Origin of the sequence: Jeotgalibaca sp. MA1X17-3 (assembly GCF_021513155.1) — a bacterium.
In the GTDB taxonomy this organism is placed as follows: domain Bacteria; phylum Bacillota; class Bacilli; order Lactobacillales; family Aerococcaceae; genus Jeotgalibaca.
The window spans coordinates 2,230,058-2,255,981 of sequence record NZ_CP090983.1; the positions used below are offsets into that span (position 1 = coordinate 2,230,058).

The following is a 25,924-nucleotide window of genomic DNA, read 5'->3' on the forward strand; positions in this document are numbered from 1 at the left end:
ATAATGATTTTTATTTTTCTGGATGAGTAGTGTGTGTGGCATGAGTAACGGCCATTTCCAAGATTTCAAAAACATGACTATCATCTTGGCTATATAACATATTTTTACCGACCCGGCGACTCTTTACAAGCTTTGCTTGTTTCAACTTTTTTAATTGATGAGAAACGGCAGATTGTTCCATATTCAGTTCCAGTGCAATTGCATTTACATTCCATTCTTCTTCTAAAAGGTACAACATCCGAAATCGTGTTGGATCTCCTAGCAATTTAAATATTTGAGTGGTTCGTTCTACTATATCTTCTTTTATCTTTTTTTGCACACAAGTCACCTCTTCTATTCCATTCTTATCTATTTTACCAAAAATAATAGATTCAGGGTAAGCGGTTTGATTTTCAATTGGTCTGTTCATAAAATATTTTCAATCAAAAACAGGATGAAAGAATATTCTCATCCTGTTTCTTCATCCTATTCTTCTACGTAGTTATGTGTATTTAATTCAATAATTTTTCCTGAATTCAAGTAAATAATCCATTCACAAATATTAGTAATATAATCCCCGATTCTTTCAATATATAAGGCAATTCGCATATAATGGCTACCACCTAGAACAATATCTGGATCTCGTTTCATTTCTTCCACCGTTGCTTCGTAAATTTCCTTCGTGAGCTTGTCTATTTTTTCATCTTTTTTTGCAATTTTATAGGCTGCATCTGCATCAAAAACTACATAAGCATCTAAAACTTCTTGCAGCATCGTACTTACTTCATCTGAAGCAAGAGCAATTTTTGTTTCAATATCGATGTTATGCTTATTCCCTTTCACAGAAATAGTCGCTTTTGCCATACTAACTGCGTGGTCTCCAATTCGTTCCAGGTCCGAACTAGCCTTCATAACCGTTACAATCTTACGTAAATCAGTTGTTACGGGTTGTTGAAGAGCAATGAGTTCAAAGCATGCTTGTTCCAATTGAGCTTCACATTGATTGATTTCGATATCATCTTCAATAACTTTTCGTGATAATTCTTTATCATGATTAATAAAAGCGTCAATAGCATTATGAAAAGATTCATTTACTAAAACACCCATTCTCATAAATTGGGTATGTAATTCGTGTAATTCTTTCTCAAAAATACGTCTCATTTCATTCATCTCCTATTTTGGGTTCATTTTTAGAACTTAACCGAAGCGTCCAGAAATATAATTCTCGGTTTGTTGATCTTTGGGATTTGTAAAGATTCGATTTGTTTTACCATATTCAATTAAATCTCCACTTAAAAAGAATGCTGTTTGATCAGAAATACGCGATGCTTGTTGCATATTGTGCGTCACAATAATTTGGGTGTAGTCTTTCTTCAACTCCAGAAGCATCTGTTCAATCTGAGCACTGGATACAGGATCAAGAGCACTCGTTGGTTCATCTAACAATATAATTTCTGGTTCAATCGCAAGTACCCGAGCAATACAAATCCGTTGCTGCTGACCTCCAGAAAGAGAAAGAGCATTTTGGTCCAACTTATCTTTGACCTCATCCCAGACAGAAGCTTTACGAAGACTTTTTTCTACTATTTCATCTACTTTCTGTTTATCTTTCATACCAGAAATATTCAAACCATAGGCAATATTTTCACGAATGGAAAAAGGGAATGGATTCGGTTGCTGAAAAACCATTCCAATTTTCTTGCGTAACTCAACCGTATCCATATTTTCACTATAAATATCTTTTCCTTCATAACTAACATTACCTGTAATGGTTACATCAGGAATTAAATCATTCATTCGATTCAAAGTTCTTAGAAACGTGGATTTCCCACAACCACTCGGACCAATTAGAGCCGTAATTTCTTTCTCATTAATCCCCATAGTAATTCCTTTTAACGCTTCAAAGTCTCCATAATATAAATGGACATCTGTTGTTTCAATAATTGGCTTTCCCATTTTCATCTCTCCCACCTATCCAAAGTGTCCGGACACGTAATCTTCAGTCATTTGAATTTTTGGTCGTGTAAATATTTTTCGTGTTTCATCATACTCAATTACATTTCCTAAGTAAAAGAAGGAAGTATAATCACTTACTCGTGATGCTTGTTGCATATTATGGGTCACGATGACAATCGTGTAGTCTTCTTTTAATTGAAGCATGGTTTCTTCTACTTGTGCAGTAGAGATAGGATCCAAAGCACTCGCTGGTTCATCCATCAAAAGGATATCCGGACGTAAAGCAATTGCTCGAGCAATACAAAGCCTTTGTTGCTGACCTCCTGATAGAGCAACCGCACTCTTATTAAGATTATCTTTTACTTGATCCCATAAAGCTGCTTGTTTCAAACTAGTTTCTACTCTTTCATCTAATTCATCTTTGTTTTTCATTCCATGTCTTTTTAAAGCAAAAGCGATATTTTCATAAATGGATTTACTAAAAGGATTTGGTCTTTGGAAAACCATCCCAATATTTTTACGCATCTCAAATACATCAATTCCTGGCTTGTTGACATCTATTCCCTGATAAATAATTTCTCCAGTAACTTTTGCACCAGGAATGATGTCATTCATTCGGTTTAAGGAACGTAAATAAGTAGACTTTCCACAGCCACTAGGTCCAATTAAAGAGGTAATCTTATTTTTTTCAAATTCCATTGAAATTCCTTTAATCGCTTCAAAGTCTCGATAGAAAACATGTAAATCTTTTGTTTCTAAAGCGATCTCCGTTTCAGGCTTCATCGTGATTAAATGCGTTTCTTGTTGTTCTTTATCATGTCTTTCATTAATCATATGCCGATGTCCTCCATTCCTGTTCTATTCTTATGCTGAAGTTGCTTTTTTCTGTAGCTTTCTACCTAGATAACGTGCTAGAAGGTTAAAGAGTAGAACGGCCAAAATTAACACTGCTGAGGCTCCAGCTGAGATTGCATCTCCATCCGGTTTTAAGCCTTCGCTATTTATTTTCCAAATATGGACTGCTAACGTTTCAGCAGGTCTAAATATATTTAACGGACTAGTAATGGATTGCGGATTCAATTGGTAAAATCAAGTGCCGGTGCACTTTGTCCAGCTGTATAAATTAAAGCAGCCGCTTCTCCAAAAATTCGTCCAGCTGCTAAAATCATCCCCGTCAGAATGCCAGGTAAAGCCGCTGGTAAAATGATTCGAGTCACCGTTTCCCATCTGGAAAGTCCCAACGCTAATCCAGCCTCTCTTTGATGAGGAGATATGGCACGTAAAGAGTCTTCTATCGTACGAGTTAATAGTGGTAAATTGAAAATCGTTAAGGTCATGGCACCAGAAAGGATTGAAAATCCTAGTCCAAATTGAATAACAAAGATTAGAAATCCAAATAGTCCTACTACAATAGAGGGTAGCGAACTTAATACTTCGATAGCCGTCCGAATAAAATCAGTAAACCAATTTTCTGGAGCATACTCGGACAAGTAGATAGAAGCGCCTAAAGCTAATGGAGCGCTAATTAACATGGTCAATAACAGTAAATAGAAACTATTAAAGAGCTGAATTCCTACTCCTCCACCTTCTTGGAAAGTACGAGCCGGTTGAGTTAAGAATTCCCATGAAAATTGAGGAAGTCCTCTCCACAAAATAAAGAACAGTAATCCACCCAAAATTAAGATGATAAAGAAGGAGAAAACATAGATAAGTCCAACCATAATCTTGTCCATTTTTTTAGGATGTATATTCATTTTTTAACGGCTCCTTTCTTTCCAATCCATCTTGTCAAAATATTAAAGAATAAAGCCATTAATAATAAAATAGTTGCTAGAGTCCATAATACATTATTTTCAAGTGTACCCATTACAGTGTTTCCCATACTCATGGTTAAAATACTCGTTAGTGTAGAGGCAGGGGTAACTAAACTGGTGGGCATCAACGTAGCATTTCCGATTACCATTTGTACAGCTAACGCTTCTCCAAATGCTCGTGCCATTCCAAATACGACTGCGGTCAATATTCCAGGCATTCCTGCTCGCAGAACCACTTTGTAAATAGTTTGCCAACGAGTGGCCCCCATTGCAAGAGATGCTTCTCGATAATAGCGAGGGACAGATTGTAGTGCATCTACTGACATACTCGTAACAGTAGGCAGGATCATCACAAACAGAACTAATGTGGCTGAAAGGATTCCAAATCCAGTTCCTCCAAAAATACTACGAACAAAAGGAACTACGACTGTCAATCCAATAAAGCCATATACAACAGAAGGTATTCCTACTAACAATTCCACTACTGGCTGCAGAATTTTTTTACCTGTTTTAGGTGAAATTTCTGTCATATAAATAGCCGCTGCTAGTGCAAAAGGTGTTGCAAAGATTGCGGAAACAAACGTAACTAGAAAAGATCCAGCAATCATCGGCAAGGCTCCCACTAACTGGGTACCCATTTCGTCTATCGTTCCTGGATTCCAGATTTTTTTAGTAAAAAACTCACCGAGTGTAACACCATCTTGCGTAAAGGTTGAAATACCTTTACTGATTACAAAATATAGAATTGCCAGAACAATTAATACAATAAATGCAGTAGTGATGAGACTAATCGTCCGCCCGAATGTCTCTAGGCGGTTTTTCTTGGAATGTTTCATTAAATTCCCTTGATTCTGAGTCACAACTATACCTCCTTTTTTCATTAAAAACGCGATGTTTGAGCTTTATTAATTTAGAATGATTTATTCAACCTGCTTGATTTCTCCACTTAACTCTCGTTCCACTTGCATCCGATCAATTGAAATATATCCTAGCAATTCAATCAAATTTTCTTGAACACCCGGTGTATACATATAATCCATAAACTCTTTTGTTAGACCGGTTGGTTCTCCATTTGTATACATATGTTCATAGGACCAAATAATCCAATTATTAGTTGCTACATTTTCTGCAGTTGGTGCTACTCCGCTAATGGAAAGCGGCTCTACTTCATCGGTTACATACGAAAAGGCAACATAACTAATAGTTCCTGGAGTATTCGCAACAATTTGGCGAACCGTCCCATTGGATTCTTGTTCTTGTGTAACAATACTTTCTTCTCCATTTAGAACCCATTCATCAAAGGTTGCCCGTGTTCCACTCCCTTTTGCTCGATTTAACACTACAATCGGAAGATCGTTTCCACCTAATTCAGACCAATTCGTATAGTCTCCCATAAAAATGCCTTTTAATTCTTTCATACTGATATCATCCACACCGACTCCCGGAGTGACAATGGGTGCAATTCCTACTACAGCAACGCGATGATCAACCAATTTGGAGGCATCAATACCGTCTCTTTCTTCCGCAAAGATATCAGAGTTCCCGATATCGACTGCTCCTGCATCAATTTGACTTAAACCAGTTCCGGATCCGCCACCTTGAACATTGATAAATTTCCCTAGGTTTTCTGACCCAAACTGTTCACCAGCCGCTTCTACTAACGGTTGTAAAGCAGATGATCCTACTGCCGTAATAGACTCCTCATCCACCACTTCTCCACAACCTGATAATATCAAAATTCCAAAGAAAGACAATCCAGTTAAAATACGTTTTAATTTCATGATACCCCTCCTACTCATTTCTTAGAAAAACTCTTCTTTTTAATACTAACGAACCAATGTAAATGTACGGTATCTCTTTTGTAAATTTTAGGTAAATGTTTAGCTATTTCTTCAATTATATAGTATCTATCTATTATTATATCAGACACCCTTCTCGATGTATTGGAAGGTGCATTGAAAAACTGAGATTACTCCATATAAAAAAAGGTAGAAACAAAATAAGTTTCTACCTTTTTTATAAGACTACTTACAAGAAAAGCTCATCTATTGTATTATGTGTATTCCATTCAACAAATTTCCCTGTCTCGAGGTAGGAAATCCATTCGCATATATTGGTAACATAATCACCAATTCGAGATAAATAGCCGGCGACAAAAATATAATCTGTGACTCCTAAAACTAATTCTGAATCTTTTTTCATTTCTTTTATCGATTGCTTATAAATTTGATTGGAAAGAATTTGGATTTCACGATTACTTTGAGATATTTCCCACGCAGATTCTACATCATTTTGGATGTAGGCAATCAGTACTTGGTCTACCATTACTTTTACTTTTTCTGATTGTTCAGCAATCATTGCTTCTATTTCAGCAACTCGTTTATTCCCTTTTACACGAATCGTTGATTTAGAAATACTTACTGCATGATCACCCATTCGTTCTATATCTGCGCAAGCTTTCATGATGGTCACAATTTTTCGTAAATTACCTGTAACGGGTTGATGTAAGGCAATCAATTCAAAACTTTTTTTCTCAATACGAATTTCTAATTGATTTATCTGGGGATCAAAATTGACTACCTCTTTCGCCATCTCTTTATCATGATTGATAAAAGCTTTCACTGATTTATAAATGGCTTCATTCACCATTTTCCCCATTTCGGAAAAAGAGAACGTGAAGATCCATTAGTTCTTCTTCAAAAAATTTCCTCATTTTATTCTCTCCCATCTTTTTACTATATGAAAACTAACCAAACCTTCCTGAAATATAATCATCTGTTCTTTTATCTGTTGGATTCGAGAATATTTTTTCTGTACGATCATATTCTATTATTTCTCCATTTAAAAAAAATGCGGTTTGATCAGAAATTCGGGCTGCTTGCTGCATGTTATGAGTAACAATGATTATACTATATTCTTTTTTTAATGTTTGAATCAATTCTTCTATTTTTAATGTAGAAATCGGATCCAATGCGGAAGTTGGCTCATCCATCAAAAGAACTTTTGGTTCTACGGCAAGACTACGAGCAATACATAATCTTTGTTGTTGACCACCAGATAATCCCCAAGCATTTTCTTTTAAACGATCTTTGACTTCTTCCCAAAGTGCTGCTCTTTTCAAACTTTTTTCTACTATTTCATCAAGAACAGAAGAGTCTTTCATTCCGTGAATACGAGGTCCGTATGCGATATTATCATAAATAGATTTTGGAAAAGGATTCGGTTTTTGGAATACCATTCCTACATCTGTTCGTAGTGCTTCTACTTGATAGGTCGGTGCAAATATATTTTGAGATTGATAGGTGATACTTCCTGTCATTTTTACAGATGGAATAAACTCAACCATTCGGTTCAACGTTTTGACAAAAGTAGACTTTCCACAACCAGAAGGGCCGATAATGGCGGTCACTTCATGAGCAGGGATATCTAAATCAATATTCTTCAAAGCATATGTTTCTCCATACCATAAATTAAAATCTTGTATGCGATAAATAATTTTTTTACTCATATTTTATCCCTTCATCCTCTCTACTTATTACCTTTGTATCGTTTTGAAAATTTATTTCGAATAAAAATTGCTGCAGAATTCATAATTAACAAGAAAACTAGTAAAACAATACTCCCTGCTGCTGCAACCGATTGAAAGTCTTCCTGAGGTCTTCCTGCCCAATTAAAAATCTGAATAGGAATAACAGTAAAACTAGAAAAAACATTCTCAGGTAAGTAGGCTATGAATGTCATTGCACCCATCATTAGCAAAGGTGCCGTTTCTCCTACAGAACGAGATAAAGCTAAAATAGCTCCTGTTAAAATCCCAGGTATCGCAGCAGGAAGAACAACCGTTTGAATGGTCTGCCACTTCGTAGCTCCTAATGCATACGAAGCCTCATATTGCTCAGCCGGGATAGACCGAATCGCTTCCTGAGAAGCTACAACAATCACAGGTAAAATCAAAAGACTCATCGTCAGTCCTCCTGCTAGAACACTCCGTCCCATGCCTAAGATACGTACAAAAACAGTTAATCCTAGTAATCCAAAAACGATAGAAGGAACACCAGCAAGATTAGAAATGTTCATTTCGATAAATGTTGTCCATTTATTTTTAGGAGCATACTCTTCTAAATAGATTGCTGTTCCCACCCCAACAGACAATGAAACAGGAATAATCATTGCCATCATCCAAATTGTCCCTGCAATAGCAGCTTTTAGTCCAGCTAACTCTGGCTTTCTAGAGGCATAATTCAATAAAAAATCCAGACGAAGATAATCTTTTCCTTGAAAAAATATTCGAAGAAGTAAAATTGCTAAAACAATAATTCCGAATAAAGTTGCTAAGAAAAATATTTTTTCAACAATTTTATTCCATAAAATCCTTCTTGAAATTCTTGCTCGACTTTCATTAGACCGATTCATCAATACTCCTCCTTAAATCGATTAGACACCCATTTAGCAAGTACATTCATCAAAAGAGTGAATAGAAAAAGAGTAATCCCTACAGCATAGATACTATAATAAGTAATCGAACCATATGTAGCGTCGCCCATACTAACTTGAACCATATAAGAAGTCATCGTTTGAATGGATTGAGCTGGATTAAACCCTAATATAGGAGTAGATCCTGCCGCGGTAGAAACAATCATTGTTTCTCCAATTGCTCGAGAAACCCCTAATAATATCGAAGAAATGATCCCAGATAATGCTGCTGGGAAAACTACTTTCAATGTAACCTCTAATCTAGTTGCTCCCAAAGCTAGCGCTCCATCTCGAATTTCTTGAGGAACTGCCCCCATCGCTTCTTCAGAAAGAGAAGTAATTTGTGGGATGATCATAATACCAACCACAATTCCTGGACTTAATGCATTAAAAATTGGTAAAGATGGTAGGAAGCTTTTTAGAACAGGTGTTACAAATGTAAGTGCAAATAATCCATAAACAATAGTAGGAACCCCTGCTAGAACTTCTAAACTAGGTTTTATTATTTTCCGCACTCGTTCAGGTGCATATTCACTTAAATAAATAGCCGAAGCTAGTCCAATTGGAACAGAAACAGACATGGCAATGACGGTAATTAAAAAAGTACCACTGAGTAGAGGCCAAATTCCGTAACTAGGATCATCAGCAAAAAAAGGATACCAATCTCTACCAGTTAAAAACTCAATAAATGAAACTTGTTCAAAAAAATGAAAAGTCTCGGTCAATAAGGTAAATAGAATACCAAATGTAGCAAGAACGGAAACAAGAGCAGTCATTCGAAAGAGAGTTGGCATTATTTTTTCTAAAAAATGGTGAAAAACCATGGAAAAGTTTTTCTTTTCTCTTTTATTATTTTTTAACATTGACAATTTTGCCTCCTACCTAGTAAATCTCCTTTTCAGTAAACAAAAGAAAGAAGTGAGGCTTTATCCCCTCCCTTCTTTCAGGAACATTCACTGTTTTATTTTACCCATTTACTATCTAAGATTTTCTAATTCTTCTAAAGTAGCTTCATACTCTTCTGAAGGAAGTCCCACATAACCGACTTCTGTAGACATATCTGCGGCTTGTTCTATTGCATAGGTCATAAATTGATAAACAGTGTCATTTTCTGAAATGGACTTGTTATTTATATAAAGAAACAAAGGACGAGACAGTGGCTCATAACTTCCATCCTGGACCGTTTCATCATTTGGTTTAACCGCTTCTCCATTTCCATTTATAATAGGAACAATATTAACTTTATCTTTATTTTCTAAATAATAGGCATATCCAAAGTACCCCATGGCTGACTTAGAGCCTGCTACTCCTTGAACTAAAACATTATCATCTTCAGATAAAGCAGCTTTCTTATTGATTTGCTCACCATCCAATATAACTTCATCAAAATAGTCATATGTACCAGAATCTGTCCCAGGGCTAAACAGTTCAATAGGCGTTTCAGGCCATCCATCACGGACATCAGCCCACGTTTCAACACCTGTTCCTTCTCCCCAAATTAGGGCTAACTCTTCAATACTCATTTGATCTACCCAATCGTTTTCTGCATTCACTACAACTGAAAGTCCATCTAAAGCGATTTTAAATTCTGTATATTCAATTCCAGCTTGGGTTAGTAATTGTTCTTCTTCCTCTTTTATAGGTCTAGATGCATTATTTATATCTGTTTCACCCGAAATAAACTTTTCGAATCCGCCACCTGTTCCTGATACACCTATCGTTACACGAAGGTCAGGATTGGCAATCGTAAACTCTTCTGCTACTGCCTCCATAATAGGGAAAACCGTAGAAGAACCATCCACCAGCACTTCTTGATTTTCTACTGAGTTCATTCTTGATCCTGATGATTCATTTGTTGATTGAGCTTCTCCTGTTGAACATGCAGCTAGTGTGGCACCTACTGATAAAGCGAACATTACTTTCGAAAGTTTTTCTCTATTCATTATTTCCCATCCTTTTTAATAAGATATAGAACATACTTACGTTGTTCTCTTGTTTAACTATATCGTTTGATTGTTAATTCTAGATATCCTTTTTGTAAAGGTTGTCGTCGCATCTTAACGTTTTTGTAAAGGTTTCGTAAATGTGTTTTCTTTATCAAAAAAAGGCTGAATCCATTTTAACGGATTCAGCCTCTTTCTCTATTCAATAAAAGGTTGTTTTTTTAAGCTAGGGGGATTTTTACTGTAAATGTCGTTCCTAACCCTAACTTACTTTTTACAGTAATACTGCCATTCATATTTTCTATCAAATATTTCACGATCGATAATCCTAGTCCAGTTCCACCAGAATTTCTACTGCGTCCTTTATCAATTCGATAGAACCTTTCAAAGACTCGATTGATTTCTTCTTCTGAAATCCCAATGCCATTATCTGTAATCGTAAGGACTGCTTGCTTTCCTTTTCGATCAACAAAAATTTGGATCGTTCCTTCTTCTGGTGTATAAACTAAAGCATTATTAATTAAATTTGATAAAATCTGTTTGATACGATTGGGATCTGCTACTACAAGTACTTCTTCACCATCAAACTGCACATTCATTTTCTTTTCTTTTGCGGGCTGCTGTATCAATGCAAGAGTCTCTCTTACCAAATTAGAAAGATTTACAGGCTCCAGATTCATTGGAACTTGGCGTTGTTCTAACCGAGAAAGTTCTAGAATATCATTGACAAGTAATTCTAAACGAAAGCTTTCTTTTAAAATAATACCTAGAAATTGTTCTAACGTTTCTTTATCTTCCATCGCACCATCTAACAAAGTTTCCGAAAATCCTTTTAAAGCAGTAATAGGTGTTCGTAATTCATGAGAAACGTTTGCAACAAAGTCCGATCGCACCTTTTCTAATCGTCGAATTTCAGTGATATCATATAAAAGTACGATTAAGTCCGTCTCGTCTGGCGTTCGCGATACAATTGGAACAATATTAGCATCGACAACTTGCTCTTGTGGATGATAAAAATAAATTTCATCATTTTCAGATTTTTTAGTTTGATATACTCTTTCAATTAGATGACTCATTCCATAACTACTAATTGCTTCTAAATACGTTTTCCCTACTATTTTTTCTTTTGGAAGATGAAGAATTTTCTCCATCGCTTCGTTTACCATTGTTACTTCTTTCTGTTCATTTAAAAGCATGACCCCAATAACTAAATGATTAATGAGCTTTCTTAATCTCTCATCATTTTGAATAAGCTCTTGCGTTTGATTCTCCAAATTTTCTGCTAGGTCATTCATTGTATTCCCAAGTTCCTGAAGGTCCCCTGAACCCTTTCTACTGTATCGTGCTTGATAGTTCTGGTTAGAAAGTTCATGAGCAACATCCATAACATCTTCAATCGGTTTGGCAACTTTTCGAGTTAACAAGTACGTCAAAACAAAGGACGCCAAAATTGCAATAAAAATAAAATAATAAAGAGATTGGACAATTTGATTGCTAATTCCAATTTCACTTAAAGGACGAGATAATCGAACAATGGCTATCAATTCATTATTTTCTCCAACTACGGGAACGGCTACGTAATACAACTCTTGTTGAGTACTGTCACTTATTCGAATGGAGCTACCTGAAGGGGCACCTGCCATCACTTCGACTATTTCTTCTCGTAAGAAATGATTTTCTAGGTCTTCGGGATCACGTTGTGAATCATAGATTACATTCCCGTCTAACTCAACATAGGTAATCCGATCATCTATATGTTGTTCCATATTTTCTAAATAATTTGTAATCGTACTTTTATTAGAAGCTGGGGAATGGAGAGATTCCGCTAAAACATTTGCACTTTCTGTTAGAAAAGACAACTGGTTATCACGTGTATACTCTTCCAAGACTCGATCTAAAAAGACACCAAATACGATTGTAAATACCACAAAAATCGAGAAAAATATTCCAAACATCCGAAACTGTAGTTGCTTCATTCTTTTGAAACCTCAAATTTATAGCCAAATCCTCTTACCGTTTTAATATATCTAGGGTTTTTAGTATCTTCTTCTAATTTCTCTCGTAAATGGCTAATATGAACATCAACAATTCTTGTCTCACCTGCATAGTCAAAGTTCCAAATGGCATTTAATAATTGTTCTCGACTCAAGATTCGATTCGTACGCTTGATCATATATACTAGTAATTCAAATTCTTTAGGGGTTAGTTCTAATTTACTTTGCTTCAAATAAACTTCGTAACGATCAGGAAAAATAAGCAAGTCTCCCGCTACTATTTTTTTATCTAAGGATTGTGTATCCTTGCCGTCTTCTTCTATCTCCCTTTCAGAGTGCTTGTCCTGTGAAAGTTTCATTCTTCGAAGAATAGCTTTCATCCGTGCTAGAACTTCTCTCGGGCTAAATGGCTTTGTCATATAATCATCTGCACCTAGCTCTAACCCAATTATCTTTTCTAATTCATCATCTTTTGCTGTGAGCATCAGAATGGGTGTATCAATTTTTTCTCGTCGTAAGCTTTGACAAATATCCATTCCATTCATGGAAGGCAACATTAAATCTAAAATAATAAAATCATAATCATTTTGAAGCGCTAATTCATACCCTTCTTTTCCATCCATTGTATTCGTAACCTCATAGCCTTCCTTTTTCAAGTTAAAGGTTAATAAGGTTAAAATTGATTCTTCATCATCCACAACGAGTACTTTTTTCATTCGTTTCCTCCTGGAAAAATATTTAGACTTCTATTCTGTCCCTATTCTATCATTTGAATATAAAAAGGGAAAGAATGCATTTAAAAGCCAGCCTTTCTATTTGTAAATAAAAAAAGAGCTACCTCATTTTGAATCCCTACCTCTAAACTAGACACCTAAAAAAACAGGTTCATACTGCCCATAGAAGATGGTCTCGATAAGCAATCGGGGTCATCTTCTTTAATTTTTTTGGTAGCGGCGATGATTGTAAAATTCAATATATTCTTCTACGGCATACCACAGGTCCTGAAGTGTCTCTTGTTTTTCAGATAGGACGATATCCTTCATATGACCAAAAAAGGATTCCATAGGAGCGTTATCCCAGCAGTTGCCCCTCCGGGACATGGACTGCGTCAAGCCCATTTCTTCAACCTTTTTCTGAAAGGTTGGGTGTGTATAATGGACACCTTGGTCCGAGTGAAAGTATCGTTCTGTTTCTAGAATATCTTGTTGGATCACTTTGGGCAGTTTTTCCAACGTCTGATATACCAACCCCATTTTCAAGCTTGTAGAAAAGTGATGGGCAACGATTTCTCCCGTTGCACCGTCTTTGACAGCGGAAAGATAGGCTGTTTGACCGTTCCCGTATGGAAGATAGGTGATATCTGTCAGGAGCACTTTATATGGAGTTCCGCAGTCAAAATGCCGATTCACCAAGTTTTTCTTGGTTTTGTGCTCCTGCGTAGCTTTCATGATTTTTCGGTAAGGTTTTGCTTTTCTGATTGGAGAAATAATGCCGTTCATGCGTAGAATCCTCCGGATTTTCTTGTGATTCATTACCAGGTTATACTCATTTTCCAGAGTCATTTTAATCTCTTCGATTCCGCATTTTTTCTTATCAAGAAATACGTGATAAAGTAGTTTGTAGTCAGCCCAATCGTTTTCGTACTTCTCCATGCGATTTACTTCAGTTTTTAGCCAATAGTAATATCCACTCCGACTGACTTCGGCAATTTCGCAAAGATGTTTCACCATGTTTTTGAGTTGATACTCACGAATGATGTGATTGATCAGTGTATACCGCTCATTGGTCTTTAGGACGGCCTTTGTCCCGTTTTTCACGCTCCTTTCGTGAAGCTCTAATTTTTTTACTAGTGTGAGGTTTCCTTCAAGATAGGCGATGCGAGCGTTAGCTTTTGCTAATTTATCTTCCAGGGATACCCCTTGGCTCCCGATTGGCCCCGGCCCCTTACCACGCGTCTCTTGAAGAAAGCCATCCTGACCTTGCTTCGCCATGCTTTTCTTCCAACGTCCCAACGACTGATGAGCCTTTCCCTCCCCGATTAGCGATGCTGGAAGCCCCGCCTCTTCAAAAATGACCGTTGAGGTCATGCCCGTTTTACTTTGTTCTATGGCTTTGATTTTGAATGCTGATGAGTAGGTAATACTTTTAGAAGAAACACTTTTTATATTTAGATTTCTCTCCAGTATTTCAATTTCTTGTTCCGTATATATTTTTTTGCTCATGTGGTGACCTCCGATTCCAAACTGTTCCATTAGAGTATAACGAAAAAACAGATAAAAAATAACCCGAAAACGAGAACACTCTTTTTTTGAGTGTCTAGTTTTCGGGTAGGGATTCATTTACGCACAAAGTAGCTCTTTTAATCGATTTTATTATACTTTCAAGAAACGTGACATGGAGAAAACAGATCCGATTGAACCAAGTACGACACCCATTCCAATCATTCCTAATCCCAAATAGTATATGAATGGATTAGCTGATAACAAGGCAAAGTTTGATCCTAACAAGTATTTTGCTCCTAAGTCAAACAAGAAGCGATACAAGAAGAACAGAACAACCGTTGGAATCAATCCACCTACAAATCCGATCACAGATCCTTCAATTAAGAAAGGCCAACGGATATAACTATTTTTCGCCCCAACTAAACGCATAATTTCAATTTCAGTACTACGAGAGATAATAGTTATCCGGATCGTATTAGAAATCAAGAAGACTGCAATTAGTAAAAGGCCAACTATAATGACAATTCCGACCGTTCGAAGAGTTGCGATGGTATCAAATAACTTCTCAGCTGTAGCACCACCATACTCTACCTTAGCAACATAATCATTGTTTCCAGCTTCCTCTGCTACTTTTCCAGTTTGCTCAGGAACTTCGGTACTAAGAATAAAAACGTCATATAAAGGGTTATTGTCATCGCCGAATAAATCAAATTCTTCTCCGTAACTTCCGATTAATTTTGTTAATTCTTCATCACGAGTTGAATAGGTAATCGATTCAACATTGGAAATTTTCTCTAATTTTTCTTTTAAATCATCTTTATCATCTTGTTCAGCAGCCAAATCGACATATACACGAACACTTACATCGTTTTCGACATCACTAGCTATTTTATTTACGTTAAAAAGAATCGCTACAAACGAGCCAACAAGCATTAAGGTCATCCCTACAGCACTAATGGCCGCTACCGTCATCCAACCATTTCGTAAAAGGCTTTTGAAAGCATCACGAATATGTCTTCCAATTGTTCTAGGCTTCATATCCGTAATCCCCTTCCTGTTGGTCCCGCACGATCTGACCGTTTTCAACAGCCAATACACGATGCTTGATATCATTAACAATTTGGCTATTATGAGTCGCCATTAGAATGGTCGTGCCTTGCCCATTAATTTCTTCCAAAATACGCATAATATCCATGGATGTATCTGGGTCTAAGTTCCCGGTTGGCTCATCTGCAATCAGAATACCAGGCATATTGACAATCGCACGTGCAATTGCAATTCGTTGTTGTTCTCCTCCAGATAGTTCGTTCGGGAACATACGAGCTTTATGTTTCAAGTTTACTAACTCTAAAACTTCAGTTACTCGTTTATCTATTTGACTAGGACTTTTTTCTACAACTTCCATTGCATAAGCAATATTTTCAAAAACGGTTAGTCTAGGAAGTAATTTAAAATCTTGGAATACAACTCCTACAAAACGACGTAATAAAGGAACCTCTCGTTCTTTCATCTTCGCTAAATCAAATTTCCCAATATTTACCGTACCACTTGTTGGTTTTACTTCTCGATACATTAATTTAATAAAGGTTGATTTTCCTGCTCCACTTGGACCTACTATATAAACGAACTCACCTTGCTCAATCTTAACACTTAAATTGTTCACAGCAGTTATACCATTTGGATATTTCTTCGAGACATTTTTCATCTCAATCATGTAATCACCCATCTTTTTTTATTTTCGCATATGTCGACTTCATTCTCAGGCCGTTTTTATCATTCAATCAGGACAGTCTAAAATTTTGAAAAAAAACCCCAAACTATACACACGTTTGAGGAGAAGACGATTTACTTATATGTGTTTGCCAGATTGCTTATACATTATAGCATGGAAAAAAAAATTGTCTGTATTAGTTTCTTTACATTTACATTTCAGTCTGTAATATAAACGGCAAACCACTTACCAAATCACTTACCAAAATATCCTTTCCTCTCCTTCACTCTAACACACATTCAAAAAAAGACTGAAATCACCAAAAATCGGTGGAATCAGTCTCCTTTAAAATTAATCTACTATATCGATATTCTTTTTGAGGTAGGCATCAATAAAACCATCTAAGTCGCCATCCATAACTGCTTGTACATTTCCGGTTTCATGGTTCGTACGGTGATCTTTTACCATCGAGTAGGGATGGAAGACGTAGGATCTAATTTGAGAACCCCAGCCAATTTCCTTTTGTTCTCCCCGAATGGCAGCCAATTCTTTTTCTCTTTCCTCTTCTTGTAATTGGAAGAGTTTCGCCTTCAACATTCCCATTGCGGTATCTCTATTTTGAAATTGTGAACGTTGTGCTTGACTCTGAACGGCAATCCCAGTAGGAATATGGGTAATTCGAATGGCAGAAGACGTTTTATTAACGTGCTGTCCACCCGCACCACTTGCACGATACGTATCTACTCGAATATCATCTGCATCTACTTCAATATCTGCATTGTCTGCCGAAAATTCAGGCATTACATCAATAGAACAAAATGAAGTATGTCTTCTTCCTGCAGAATCAAATGGTGAAATACGTACCAAACGATGCACACCACGTTCGGCATGCAGATACCCGTAAGCATTTAGACCTTTTATCAAAATAGTGACACTTTTGATTCCGGCTTCATCTCCAGCTTGATAATCTAACGTTTCTACAGTAAATCCTTTTTGTTCCGCCCAACGTGTATACATTCGGAACAGCATGCTTGCCCAATCTTGAGACTCCGTTCCACCTGCACCAGAATGAATTTCCAAGATTGCATTATTTTGGTCATGTGGTCCATCCAAAAGCATCGTCAGTTCATAGGCTTCCAATGTTTCTCGGTATTCTTCCGTCTGTTCAAAAAGATCCTCTTCAAAACCAGCATCTGGTTCTTCCTTTGTCAATTCATAGGTAACTTCTAAATCATCTTGCATTTCTGCTAGTTTTTGGAAGGTTTCATAGACTGTTTTTAGTTGGTTTGCTTCATTAATGATTTCTTGTGCCGCATTTGAATCTTCCCAAAAAGAAGGATCCTGCATACGATCTTCATGTTCTGCGATATTTGCTTCTAGAGCCTCTAAGTCAAAGAGACCTCCCAAAGCTATTTATTTTTTCTCGCGATTCCTCTAAAAAAGATTTCACTTCACTTAATTCCATCATAATTCCCCCTGTTACTGGTATATCATTATTCCTCATTATAAAAGAGAAAGTTTCCCCTTTCCATAAGCAAGGGGAAACCGGTCTATTTTATATATTTTTTCCGTGACAATTCTTAAACTTCTTGCCGCTTCCGCAAGGACATGCATCATTGCGTCCCACTTTCATATCAGCAATCTTTTTTGTTTGTTCTTCTTCGTCACTTAATACTGGGCTTACTTCTTCTACCGTTGCTCCAGGATTTGGTGTAACGGGCGTAGTTGGTCCTACTGGTTGTCCTTTTGCAGCATTTGCTGCCTGTTGAGCCATCATCATTTGACGCATTTGCATCGCTGCGAATTGCGCTTTTTTCACTTGCTCTGCACGATCCACAGATCCTGCTTCGCTTTCACGGCTTGGACGAATGTTTGATTCAGTACCTAAAGATTCTCGATTTAGATTCTGACGTACTTCAGATTTCATAATAATACGTGACACTTCATAATCGATGGATGCAACCATTTCTTGGAAACGTTTATAGCCTTCCGCTTGGTACTCTGTCAACGGATTGTTTTGTGCATACGAGCGCAGACCAATTCCCTCACGAAGCTCATCCATGTTACTGATATGATCCGTCCATTTTCTATCTACAATTCGTAAAATAACTACTTTTTCAAATTCTAAAATTTGTTCTGGTCTTAATTGTCCTTCTTTTTCTTTGTAAATAGCTTCTGCACGTTGGATTAAATCATCTTTAATTTCTTCAGCTGATTTATTTTCTAAATCTGATTCCTTAATACTGTCTGGATGAACCAACACGTTTGCAGCAAAATCATAAATGGCTTTCAAATCCCACTCTGTTTTTTCACCTTGTGTATGTGTTTCAACCATGCGATTAATCGTACGCTTAATCATGTTTATCGTCACTGTTTTCAAAGACTCTGTTTCCATAATTACTTCTAAACGTTGACCATACATAATCTCACGTTGTTCACGCATTACTTCATCGTATTCTAACACGTTTTTACGAGTATCATAGTTATTTCCTTCTACTCGTTTTTGTGCAGATTCTACTTGTTTAGAAAGCATTTTACTTTGAATGACCATATCTTCTGCGTCTTCATCTAGATTCAATTTACTCCATACTTGCTGGATACGTTCCGAACCAAAACGTTTCATAAGATCATCTTCTAAAGATAGGTAAAATTGTGTTTCACCTGGGTCTCCTTGGCGTCCAGAACGTCCACGCAACTGGTTGTCAATACGACGAGATTCATGTCGTTCTGTTCCAATTACACATAGTCCGCCTACTTCTTTTACGCCTTGTCCTAATTTAATATCTGTTCCCCGACCAGCCATGTTAGTAGCAATGGTTACAGAACCTTTTTGTCCAGCATTAATGATAATATCTGCTTCTTTAAAGTGGTTTTTCGCATTTAGGATTTCATGAGGAACTCCTGCTTCGGTCAATAGACGTGATAGAAGTTCTGATGTCTCAATTGCAACCGTACCTACTAAAATAGGTTGACCATTCTGATGACGTTTCTCAATATCTTTCACAACTGCTCTAAATTTACTCATCAAAGAAGGATACAATAAATCTGAATAGTCTTTTCGCACAATCGGTTTATTCGTTGGAATGGCGATTACATCCATATTGTAAATTTCACGGAACTCTTCTTCTTCTGTTTTAGCAGTACCCGTCATCCCAGATAATTTCTTATACATACGGAAATAGTTCTGGAAAGTAATAGATGCCATGGTACGGGATTCATTTTCAATTTCAACATTTTCTTTTGCTTCAATTGCTTGGTGAAGTCCATCTGAATAGCGACGACCTTCCATAATACGACCGGTAAATTGATCAACGATTTTTATTTTTCCTTCTGTCACAACATAATCAATATCGTGTAACATGATAAAATTCGCACGTAAGGCTTGATCGATGTGGTGTACCAAGCGAGTATTATCAACATCATATAAGTTTCCTAAGTGGAACGTTTTTTCAGCTTTTTCAATCCCTTGATCCGTTAACCCGATTGATTTAGAAGTAACGTCAATCGTATAATCGTCCTCTTCTTTCAAACCTTTTACAAAGAAGTCCGCACGATTATATAAAGCGGTTGATTTTTCTGCTTGTCCAGAAATAATTAATGGTGTACGAGCTTCATCGACTAGAATGGAGTCCACTTCATCGACTACTGCAAAGTTAAGTGGACGTTGAACCATTTGATTCCGGTACACAACCATATTATCGCGTAAGTAATCAAATCCTAATTCATTATTTGTCGTATAGGTAATATCAGACAAATAGGCTTCGCGTTTTTCTTCTGATGACTTCCCAGAAATATTCAATCCAACACTCATACCAAGAAAACGATATAACTCTCCCATCTCAACCGCATCACGACTGGCTAGGTATTCGTTAACCGTAACAACATGAACTCCTTCTCCCGCTAATGCGTTCAAATAAACAGGCATTGTTGCTGTTACTGTCTTCCCTTCACCGGTTTTCATTTCTGCTATATTTCCTTTATGGAGGGTAATTCCACCCATTAACTGAACTTTATAAGGATAAAGACCTAGTACTCGTTTAGATGCTTCACGTACGACTGCAAATGCTTCTGGTAATAACTGGTCTAGTGTTTCCCCTTTTTGATAGCGTTCTTTAAATTCATCTGTTTTTGCAATTAATTCTGCATCATCTAGCGCTGCCATGGTATCTGCATACGTTATGATGACATCAGCTATCTTCTCTAATGCTTTCAATTCTGCTTTATCGTTTTCAAAAATCCGTTTCAAAAAGTTGGCCATTCTAAATCTCCTTTATACTTTGAATCATTATTTCAATTCATTTTTTTGGATACATATTCTTCTTCTTTTTAATCGTTTATTTTTCAGATAACATGAAAGATATACAATTCACGCACTTTACTTATTTTACCACTAATTCAACTGTTTTAGTACTCTTTTCCGCGTATTAAAAGAAGAGATTAAAAAATAAACCAGTTACATTCCTAAAAGTGAATGTAACTGGTTTTCTTATTTTTAATTCATTCATAAATGGAACAATCGGATTTTTATAGATTATCTGTTTCGATAAGTCCAAATTTACCATCTTTACGACGGTACACAATACTTGTTCCATTCGTTTCTGAATCTTCGAAAATAAAGAAGTTGTGTCCAAGCATGTTCATTTGCAACACTGCTTCTTCACTATCCATTGGTTTAAGGGAAAGACGTTTCGTTCTCACGATTTCCAAGTGACCATTATTTTCATCTACTTGTTCTTCTAAAGCAGATATATCAGTCGTCATCTCAAAACCTTTTTCACGTGATTTACGGTTAATTTTAGTTTTGTATTTACGAACTTGACGTTCTAATTTATCTACTACAAGATCAATACTTCCATAAAGGTCAAAGGATGTTTCTTCAGCCCTCAAGACTAGATAAGGAAGAGGAATTGTTACCTCAACTTTTGCTGTTTTATCAGAGTAAACCTTTAAGTTTACGTGAGCAGTTGCTTCGGGAACATTATTGAAAAAACGTTCAATTTTACTTAATTTTTTTTCAGCATAATCTCGAATTGCTCCAGTAACCTCAATATTTTCTCCGCGGACATTGTACTTAAACATAGCAATCTCTCCTTTCGTCTGATTCACTATCAGAAAAGAATTCCTCATGGACCACTCATGAGGGATCTTTAACTACATTATAATGTAAGCGCGGTACTTTTACAATTGATTCCTGATCTTTATCTTCCTAATGTAAAAGAACTGACTTCTTTGTACCCAACTGAAGCTAGTAATTGCTTGGCATGAAGGATCGTACGACCCGTTGTGTAGACATCATCAAACAAAATAATTTTCTGATCCAATAAAAGACAATTCGGCCGAATCTGGAAAGGTTGCCTCATATGAAGACGTTCCTGACGATCTTTTTCGGATTGCTTTTCACCCGTATATATATTTTCTAATAAATGAACGTAAGGAACTTTTGCTGCACGAAGAACTTCTTCACACTGATTGAAACCACGTTCTTCCTTACTTGTTAGAGAAATTGGTAAGGGAACTATACAAGCATCTCGATTTTGACGAAACACTTGTTGGATTTCTGATATAAATATTTGAGATAGACGAATATCTCCTTGAAATTTATACCGATGCAACCAATTTTTGAACGATTCTTCATATTCAAAAAAAGCAGTGTGCTCTATTTTCAATTCTGGATACCATTTTTGCCATTTCAAACAATCTGGACAGTATTCTTGGTCTTTTTGAGGGCGCGAACACCCCAGACAACTTTTCTCTTTTTTAATTCGGATAAAAGTTCCTAAGCACTTTGAACAAACAACTGGCACTTGTTGTCGTTGAAATGAAAAAAGTTCCTTTATCGTTAAACTATTTGTCAGTGGAATTTGACAAAGGAGACACTTATGCATCCAAAAGCCCCCTCTTCCTAGCTTCTTGATTCATATATTTAATTTGTTGGACAGCTTTTTTCATCGCTTTTGTATATCCAAAATGACCATACCAAACGTTCCCAGTTGGAAAATCTTTATGCCTACCGGCTCTTCCAGCAATTTGTACAAGCGAGGCTTCCGTAAAGACAGAATCTTCTGCTCCTAAAACAAATACATCAATATCTCGAAAAGTAACCCCACGTTCCAAAATGGTCGTCGTCATTAAAAAATCAAATTCTTCATTTCGCATCTGTTTGACTTTTTCTACCCGACTAGCGTCTTGTGCGGATACACTTGTAAATTTCTTATGAGGATAAACAATATGAAGCCATTCTTCTAAGGATTTCATTAGACCAATATGAGGTAAAAACAGTAAAAAACGTCTGTTTAGAGAGAATTCTTTTTCTATTATTTTTAAAAATTTAGCTCGTTTTCGTTTCATCAAAATATCTTGACGCCAATCTCCTAGCCAGATACACGTTGCTTCTGGTAAGGGATATCCATGATAACGGGCAGGTAAAATAGTAGCTAACAAAGAGTGATCCTTCACTTGATCTAGAAGCTTCCTGGGAGGAGTGGCAGTTAAATACAAAAGAGCACCATCCTTTTTTCGAGACTTCTCTGCACCAAAATGAAGCATGGCGTCATTATGATACGGAAACGAATCGACTTCATCAATAATCAACAAATCAAATGCTTCCCGAAAACGTAGTAGTTGATGTGTAGTTGCGATAACAAGTGGAGTATACCGATATGAGTCCGGAGAATCGCCATATAAAAGGATCTGAGGGATTTCTGGAAAAGCTGCTTGAATCCTGGGTGCTAATTCCAGACAAACATCAATTCTTGGCGAAGCAATACATACTCGTCCTTTTCTAACTAACGTTTCGGCTATTCCTTGAAAAATCATCTCTGTTTTTCCAGAACCGGCTACTGCCCAGATTAAACGAGCTTTTTTTCAAGGACGGTAGTGACAATATCATGCGAAGCTCGTGCTTGTTCTAAAGAAAGAACACCCTTCCATTGTAAACAGTCTTTTGAAAACAGAGGAAACTCATTTGGTTCAGCTAACGAATATAACATACTACATTTTTTCACTTTTCCCATATTCAAACACGCTACACAGTAGAAACATGTTTCCCCACAAGAACATGGGGATTGAACCTGTTGTCTGGGATCGCTCGTTCCACACCTTCTACAAGTAAATACATTCTGTTCTATTAGAAAGGCTGACTTTTGAAATGCTTTTTCAAGTGTCTCCTCTTCTCCTTGCAACTCTTTTCTAGTAATTTCTCTCCCATAAAGAACGTCTTTTCCACTTTCCATACTGTCCACCTCTTCTTTATACATAAATACGCAAAAGGATGAAAAGGATACGAAAAAATATTTTTAAGTTATAAAAATAAATAGTAAAAAACAGTTGAGATTATATTCTCAGCTGTTTTTTTCAAATCATTTTAGGACTCTAGACGATTTCTTTCACTATCTTCCGTCCAGGTCAAACCTAGTGCACCTTCTCCTAGGTGCGTACCGATAACCGGACCAAAATAAGCTAATTCAAAACGGACTTCTGGAAAAAGAGATTTTAATTCATTCATCCAAGCACTAGCTTTCTCTTCGACATTTGCATGAATGACGGTAGCAATCAAAGGATAATCAGTTTCTTTAACAGACTCTCCTAAAATGTCTTCAATTCGTTTTAAAGCTTTCTTTTGAGTACGAATTTTTTCAAAGACTACAATGTGTTTGTTAGAAAAATGCAAAATTGGTTTTATTTTCAACATCGAACCAACCACTGCTGCTCCTCCTGATAACCGTCCACCTTTTTGAAGATTTCGTAAGTCATCTACAATAAAATAGGCTTGAGAGCGTGACTTGAGTTGATCTAAACGTTCCATAATTCTTTCTGCATCCAAACCTTTTTCTGATAATCTGGATGCCTCCAAAACATATCTTGCTTGTACATAACAGCTACTTTCTGAATCAAATGCATATATTTTACAAGTAGGAAATTCATCTTGAAAAGAAAGCACACTTTGGAACGTACCACTAATCCCTGAAGAAAGGTGGATACTAATAATTGCATCGTAATCTTTTGACAATGTTTTGAAGAGCTGATAAATCTCTCCAATTGCTGGTTGTGAACTAGTCGGTAAACTAGGCATTTCTTTTACTTTTCGATAAAATTCTTCCGGTGTTATATCCACTTCTTCCCGGTAAATATCGCCATTTAACTGCACCACAAGTGGCAACATGAAAATGTTTTTTTCTCTGCGAACCGGCTCTGGAATATAAGCAGTACTGTCGGTAACAATCGCTATTTTCATTTTTTGTAATCCCTTCGTGAGTTTCGTCCTTTAGTCGGTTTTCTGCTCTAGAGTATTCCGATGTTCAATTGCTTCCTCTGCTACTTCTCGATCGAGGAACATAACCGGCGTTTTGCCCACATTATAGAAAGTTTCATGACCACGACCTGTAATCACTACACTATCACCTGGCTCTGCAATTTGTACAGCATGGAAAATCGCTTCTCTACGATCTTCTATATACGTATAATTGTCTTTCTGAACGTCAGAAAGAACCATTTTTATGATTTCTTCCTGTGGCTCCATTTCCGGGCTATCCGTTGTGTAAACAACATAATCAGCATGGTCACTGGCAATTCTACCCATGATTGGTCTCTTTTCCATATCACGACTTCCTTGGCATCCCATTACGTTAATCACTCTGCCTGAAGTAATCGGCTGTAAAGCGTCCAAAACTTTTTCTAAACCATCTGGACTATGTGCATAATCAATATAAACACTATATCCATCTGTTTTAGAAACAGGTTCTAAACGGCCTTCTACTAGTTGTAACTCTCCAATTGCTTTTGAAGCTGCTTCTAAGGAAATCCCACTTGCATAAGCAGCAGCCAATGCGGCTAGTGCATTGGAAACATTATATTCACCAATTAATTTGATTTCAACTGGGTAAACTTTTCCGGCTACGATTAAATCAAAGTGTGTTCCATTTTGATTAAACGTAATATTTTCAGCAAAAAAGTCTGCCGTTGCATCTTTTAAACTGTATGAAATCACTTCTGCCGGTGTCACCTGACTGTACCGCTCAAACGTTTGATCATCTTTATTAAGAACGGCTATTTTCCCTTTGCCATTTTTCCAACTATTTCCTAAGTGAGTAAATAATAATTCTTTTGCAAGCGAATATTCTTCCATTGTTTTATGGAAATCTAAATGTTCATGGGTCAAATTCGTAATCACAGCAACATCCATATCAATTCCCCATGTACGTCCCTGTACTAGTGAGTGAGAGGAAACTTCCATGGAGCAAACTTCTACACCCTTCTCAACCATCTTCCGCATGCTTCGTTGCATCGTAAGATTATCAGGAGTGGTATTAATAGTTGGAAGAATTTCATCATCAATATGCATTTCAATCGTTCCTACTAATCCAGTCTTTTTATCAACTGCTTTACAAATTGCATCAATTAAATAGGTAACTGTTGTCTTTCCATTTGTTCCCGTGACACCAATGACTGTTAAGTCTTCACTAGGATGATTATAAAAAGAAGAGGCTAGAATTGCCATCATTTTACGAGTATCATTTACATATACAATCGGTGTATTTCCCAAATCGTCTGTTATTTTTTTTGAGCAACAATAACTGTAGCTCCTTTTTCAACAGCATCTTTTGCGTACAAATGCCCATCAAAGTCACTGCCTTCGATACAAAGAAAGACATCTCCAGTTTCTACTTCACGAGTATCTTGCGTTATTTTATTTATGCTAAGGTCTGGTAAAGTGCCCTTTATATTCTTTACTTTTATACTATTAAATAATTCTTTTGCTTCCACTTTTACACCTCATCTTAGTCTCTTTTGACTTATTTTAGGTTCCACCCATCATTATACAATAAATTTCAAA

Annotated in this window: 24 protein-coding genes and 2 pseudogenes; all 26 read right to left on the bottom strand. The window is 36.6% G+C overall.

Going from position 1 to position 25,924, the window contains the following annotated elements; genetic code table 11:
* Positions 1-10: 10 nt before the first annotated feature.
* The 26 genes and pseudogenes from LZ578_RS11085 to LZ578_RS11210 all read right to left on the bottom strand — a co-directional run bounded on the left by LZ578_RS11085 (position 11) and on the right by LZ578_RS11210 (position 25,854).
* On the bottom strand, positions 11-409 hold the full coding sequence (locus LZ578_RS11085) for a metalloregulator ArsR/SmtB family transcription factor (protein ID WP_311198578.1): 399 nt from the start codon (positions 407-409) through the stop codon (positions 11-13).
* Between the two features lie 56 nt (positions 410-465).
* Positions 466-1,140, bottom strand: a complete 675-nt coding sequence (gene phoU / locus LZ578_RS11090) for a phosphate signaling complex protein PhoU (protein ID WP_235145237.1) — start codon at positions 1,138-1,140, stop codon at positions 466-468.
* Between the two features lie 36 nt (positions 1,141-1,176).
* Positions 1,177-1,935: a phosphate ABC transporter ATP-binding protein PstB gene (gene pstB / locus LZ578_RS11095; protein WP_235145238.1), complete on the bottom strand. Its 759-nt coding sequence runs from the start codon at positions 1,933-1,935 to the stop codon at positions 1,177-1,179.
* Between the two features lie 15 nt (positions 1,936-1,950).
* Entirely contained in the window at positions 1,951-2,718 is a 768-nt protein-coding gene (gene pstB, locus LZ578_RS11100; protein ID WP_396326766.1) for a phosphate ABC transporter ATP-binding protein PstB, read from the bottom strand.
* Between the two features lie 81 nt (positions 2,719-2,799).
* A pseudogene (pstA, locus tag LZ578_RS11105) lies at positions 2,800-3,683 on the bottom strand (phosphate ABC transporter permease PstA).
* A gap of 2 nt (positions 3,684-3,685) precedes the next feature.
* On the bottom strand, positions 3,686-4,585 hold the full coding sequence (pstC, locus tag LZ578_RS11110) for a phosphate ABC transporter permease subunit PstC (protein WP_235146458.1): 900 nt from the start codon (positions 4,583-4,585) through the stop codon (positions 3,686-3,688).
* Between the two features lie 84 nt (positions 4,586-4,669).
* Positions 4,670-5,530 carry a phosphate ABC transporter substrate-binding protein PstS family protein gene (locus LZ578_RS11115; protein WP_311198579.1) on the bottom strand — a complete coding sequence of 287 codons (861 nt, stop codon included), beginning with the start codon at positions 5,528-5,530 and terminating at the stop codon, positions 4,670-4,672.
* 247 nt (positions 5,531-5,777) lie between these two features.
* Positions 5,778-6,462: pseudogene (phoU, locus tag LZ578_RS11120) on the bottom strand (phosphate signaling complex protein PhoU).
* 33 nt (positions 6,463-6,495) lie between these two features.
* Complete coding sequence (gene pstB / locus LZ578_RS11125) at positions 6,496-7,257, bottom strand: phosphate ABC transporter ATP-binding protein PstB (RefSeq protein WP_235145240.1); 762 nt, start codon at positions 7,255-7,257, stop codon at positions 6,496-6,498.
* 20 nt (positions 7,258-7,277) lie between these two features.
* Positions 7,278-8,162 (bottom strand): phosphate ABC transporter permease PstA, encoded by an 885-nt coding sequence (pstA, locus tag LZ578_RS11130; protein WP_235145241.1) that lies wholly within the window; start codon positions 8,160-8,162, stop codon positions 7,278-7,280.
* On the bottom strand, positions 8,162-9,085 hold the full coding sequence (gene pstC, locus LZ578_RS11135) for a phosphate ABC transporter permease subunit PstC (RefSeq protein WP_235145242.1): 924 nt from the start codon (positions 9,083-9,085) through the stop codon (positions 8,162-8,164). The genes pstA (LZ578_RS11130) and pstC (LZ578_RS11135) overlap by 1 nt, the downstream gene beginning before the upstream one ends.
* 114 nt (positions 9,086-9,199) lie before the next feature.
* On the bottom strand, positions 9,200-10,165 hold the full coding sequence (locus LZ578_RS11140) for a PstS family phosphate ABC transporter substrate-binding protein (protein WP_235145243.1): 966 nt from the start codon (positions 10,163-10,165) through the stop codon (positions 9,200-9,202).
* Positions 10,166-10,386: 221 nt separating this feature from the next.
* Complete coding sequence (pnpS, locus tag LZ578_RS11145; protein ID WP_235145244.1) at positions 10,387-12,141, bottom strand: two-component system histidine kinase PnpS; 1,755 nt, start codon at positions 12,139-12,141, stop codon at positions 10,387-10,389.
* A complete protein-coding gene (locus tag LZ578_RS11150; protein ID WP_235145245.1) occupies positions 12,138-12,875 on the bottom strand; it encodes a response regulator transcription factor in 738 nt (245 codons plus the stop codon). Before LZ578_RS11150 ends, pnpS begins: the two co-directional genes overlap by 4 nt.
* 219 nt (positions 12,876-13,094) lie before the next feature.
* A complete protein-coding gene (locus LZ578_RS11155) occupies positions 13,095-14,381 on the bottom strand; it encodes an IS3 family transposase (RefSeq protein ID WP_235144695.1) in 1,287 nt (428 codons plus the stop codon).
* A 150-nt stretch (positions 14,382-14,531) separates the two neighbouring features.
* Complete coding sequence (gene ftsX, locus LZ578_RS11160; protein ID WP_235145246.1) at positions 14,532-15,419, bottom strand: permease-like cell division protein FtsX; 888 nt, start codon at positions 15,417-15,419, stop codon at positions 14,532-14,534.
* Positions 15,409-16,095 (bottom strand): cell division ATP-binding protein FtsE, encoded by a 687-nt coding sequence (gene ftsE / locus LZ578_RS11165; RefSeq protein WP_235145247.1) that lies wholly within the window; start codon positions 16,093-16,095, stop codon positions 15,409-15,411. The genes ftsX and ftsE overlap by 11 nt, the downstream gene beginning before the upstream one ends.
* A gap of 348 nt (positions 16,096-16,443) precedes the next feature.
* Positions 16,444-17,557, bottom strand: a protein-coding gene (prfB, locus tag LZ578_RS11170; protein WP_235145248.1) for a peptide chain release factor 2 whose coding sequence is annotated in 2 segments (ribosomal slippage) — positions 16,444-17,484 and positions 17,486-17,557 — 1,113 coding nt in all. Because the reading frame shifts where the segments join, the coding sequence is not laid out codon by codon here.
* A gap of 90 nt (positions 17,558-17,647) precedes the next feature.
* Positions 17,648-20,350: a preprotein translocase subunit SecA gene (gene secA, locus LZ578_RS11175; protein ID WP_396326682.1), complete on the bottom strand. Its 2,703-nt coding sequence runs from the start codon at positions 20,348-20,350 to the stop codon at positions 17,648-17,650.
* 266 nt (positions 20,351-20,616) lie between these two features.
* Positions 20,617-21,171, bottom strand: a complete 555-nt coding sequence (gene hpf / locus LZ578_RS11180) for a ribosome hibernation-promoting factor, HPF/YfiA family (protein ID WP_235145249.1) — start codon at positions 21,169-21,171, stop codon at positions 20,617-20,619.
* A gap of 119 nt (positions 21,172-21,290) precedes the next feature.
* On the bottom strand, positions 21,291-21,977 hold the full coding sequence (locus tag LZ578_RS11185) for a ComF family protein (RefSeq protein WP_235145250.1): 687 nt from the start codon (positions 21,975-21,977) through the stop codon (positions 21,291-21,293).
* A complete protein-coding gene (locus LZ578_RS11190) occupies positions 21,970-22,908 on the bottom strand; it encodes a helicase-related protein (RefSeq protein WP_235145251.1) in 939 nt (312 codons plus the stop codon). Before LZ578_RS11190 ends, LZ578_RS11185 begins: the two co-directional genes overlap by 8 nt.
* 32 nt (positions 22,909-22,940) lie before the next feature.
* On the bottom strand, positions 22,941-23,324 hold the full coding sequence (locus tag LZ578_RS11195) for a hypothetical protein (protein WP_235145252.1): 384 nt from the start codon (positions 23,322-23,324) through the stop codon (positions 22,941-22,943).
* A gap of 131 nt (positions 23,325-23,455) precedes the next feature.
* Positions 23,456-24,325, bottom strand: a complete 870-nt coding sequence (locus LZ578_RS11200) for a DegV family protein (RefSeq protein WP_235145253.1) — start codon at positions 24,323-24,325, stop codon at positions 23,456-23,458.
* Positions 24,326-24,355: 30 nt separating this feature from the next.
* A complete protein-coding gene (locus tag LZ578_RS11205) occupies positions 24,356-25,633 on the bottom strand; it encodes a UDP-N-acetylmuramoyl-L-alanyl-D-glutamate--2,6-diaminopimelate ligase (protein ID WP_235145254.1) in 1,278 nt (425 codons plus the stop codon).
* Between the two features lie 8 nt (positions 25,634-25,641).
* Complete coding sequence (locus LZ578_RS11210) at positions 25,642-25,854, bottom strand: Mur ligase domain-containing protein (RefSeq protein WP_235145255.1); 213 nt, start codon at positions 25,852-25,854, stop codon at positions 25,642-25,644.
* Between the last annotated feature and the right edge of the window lie 70 nt (positions 25,855-25,924).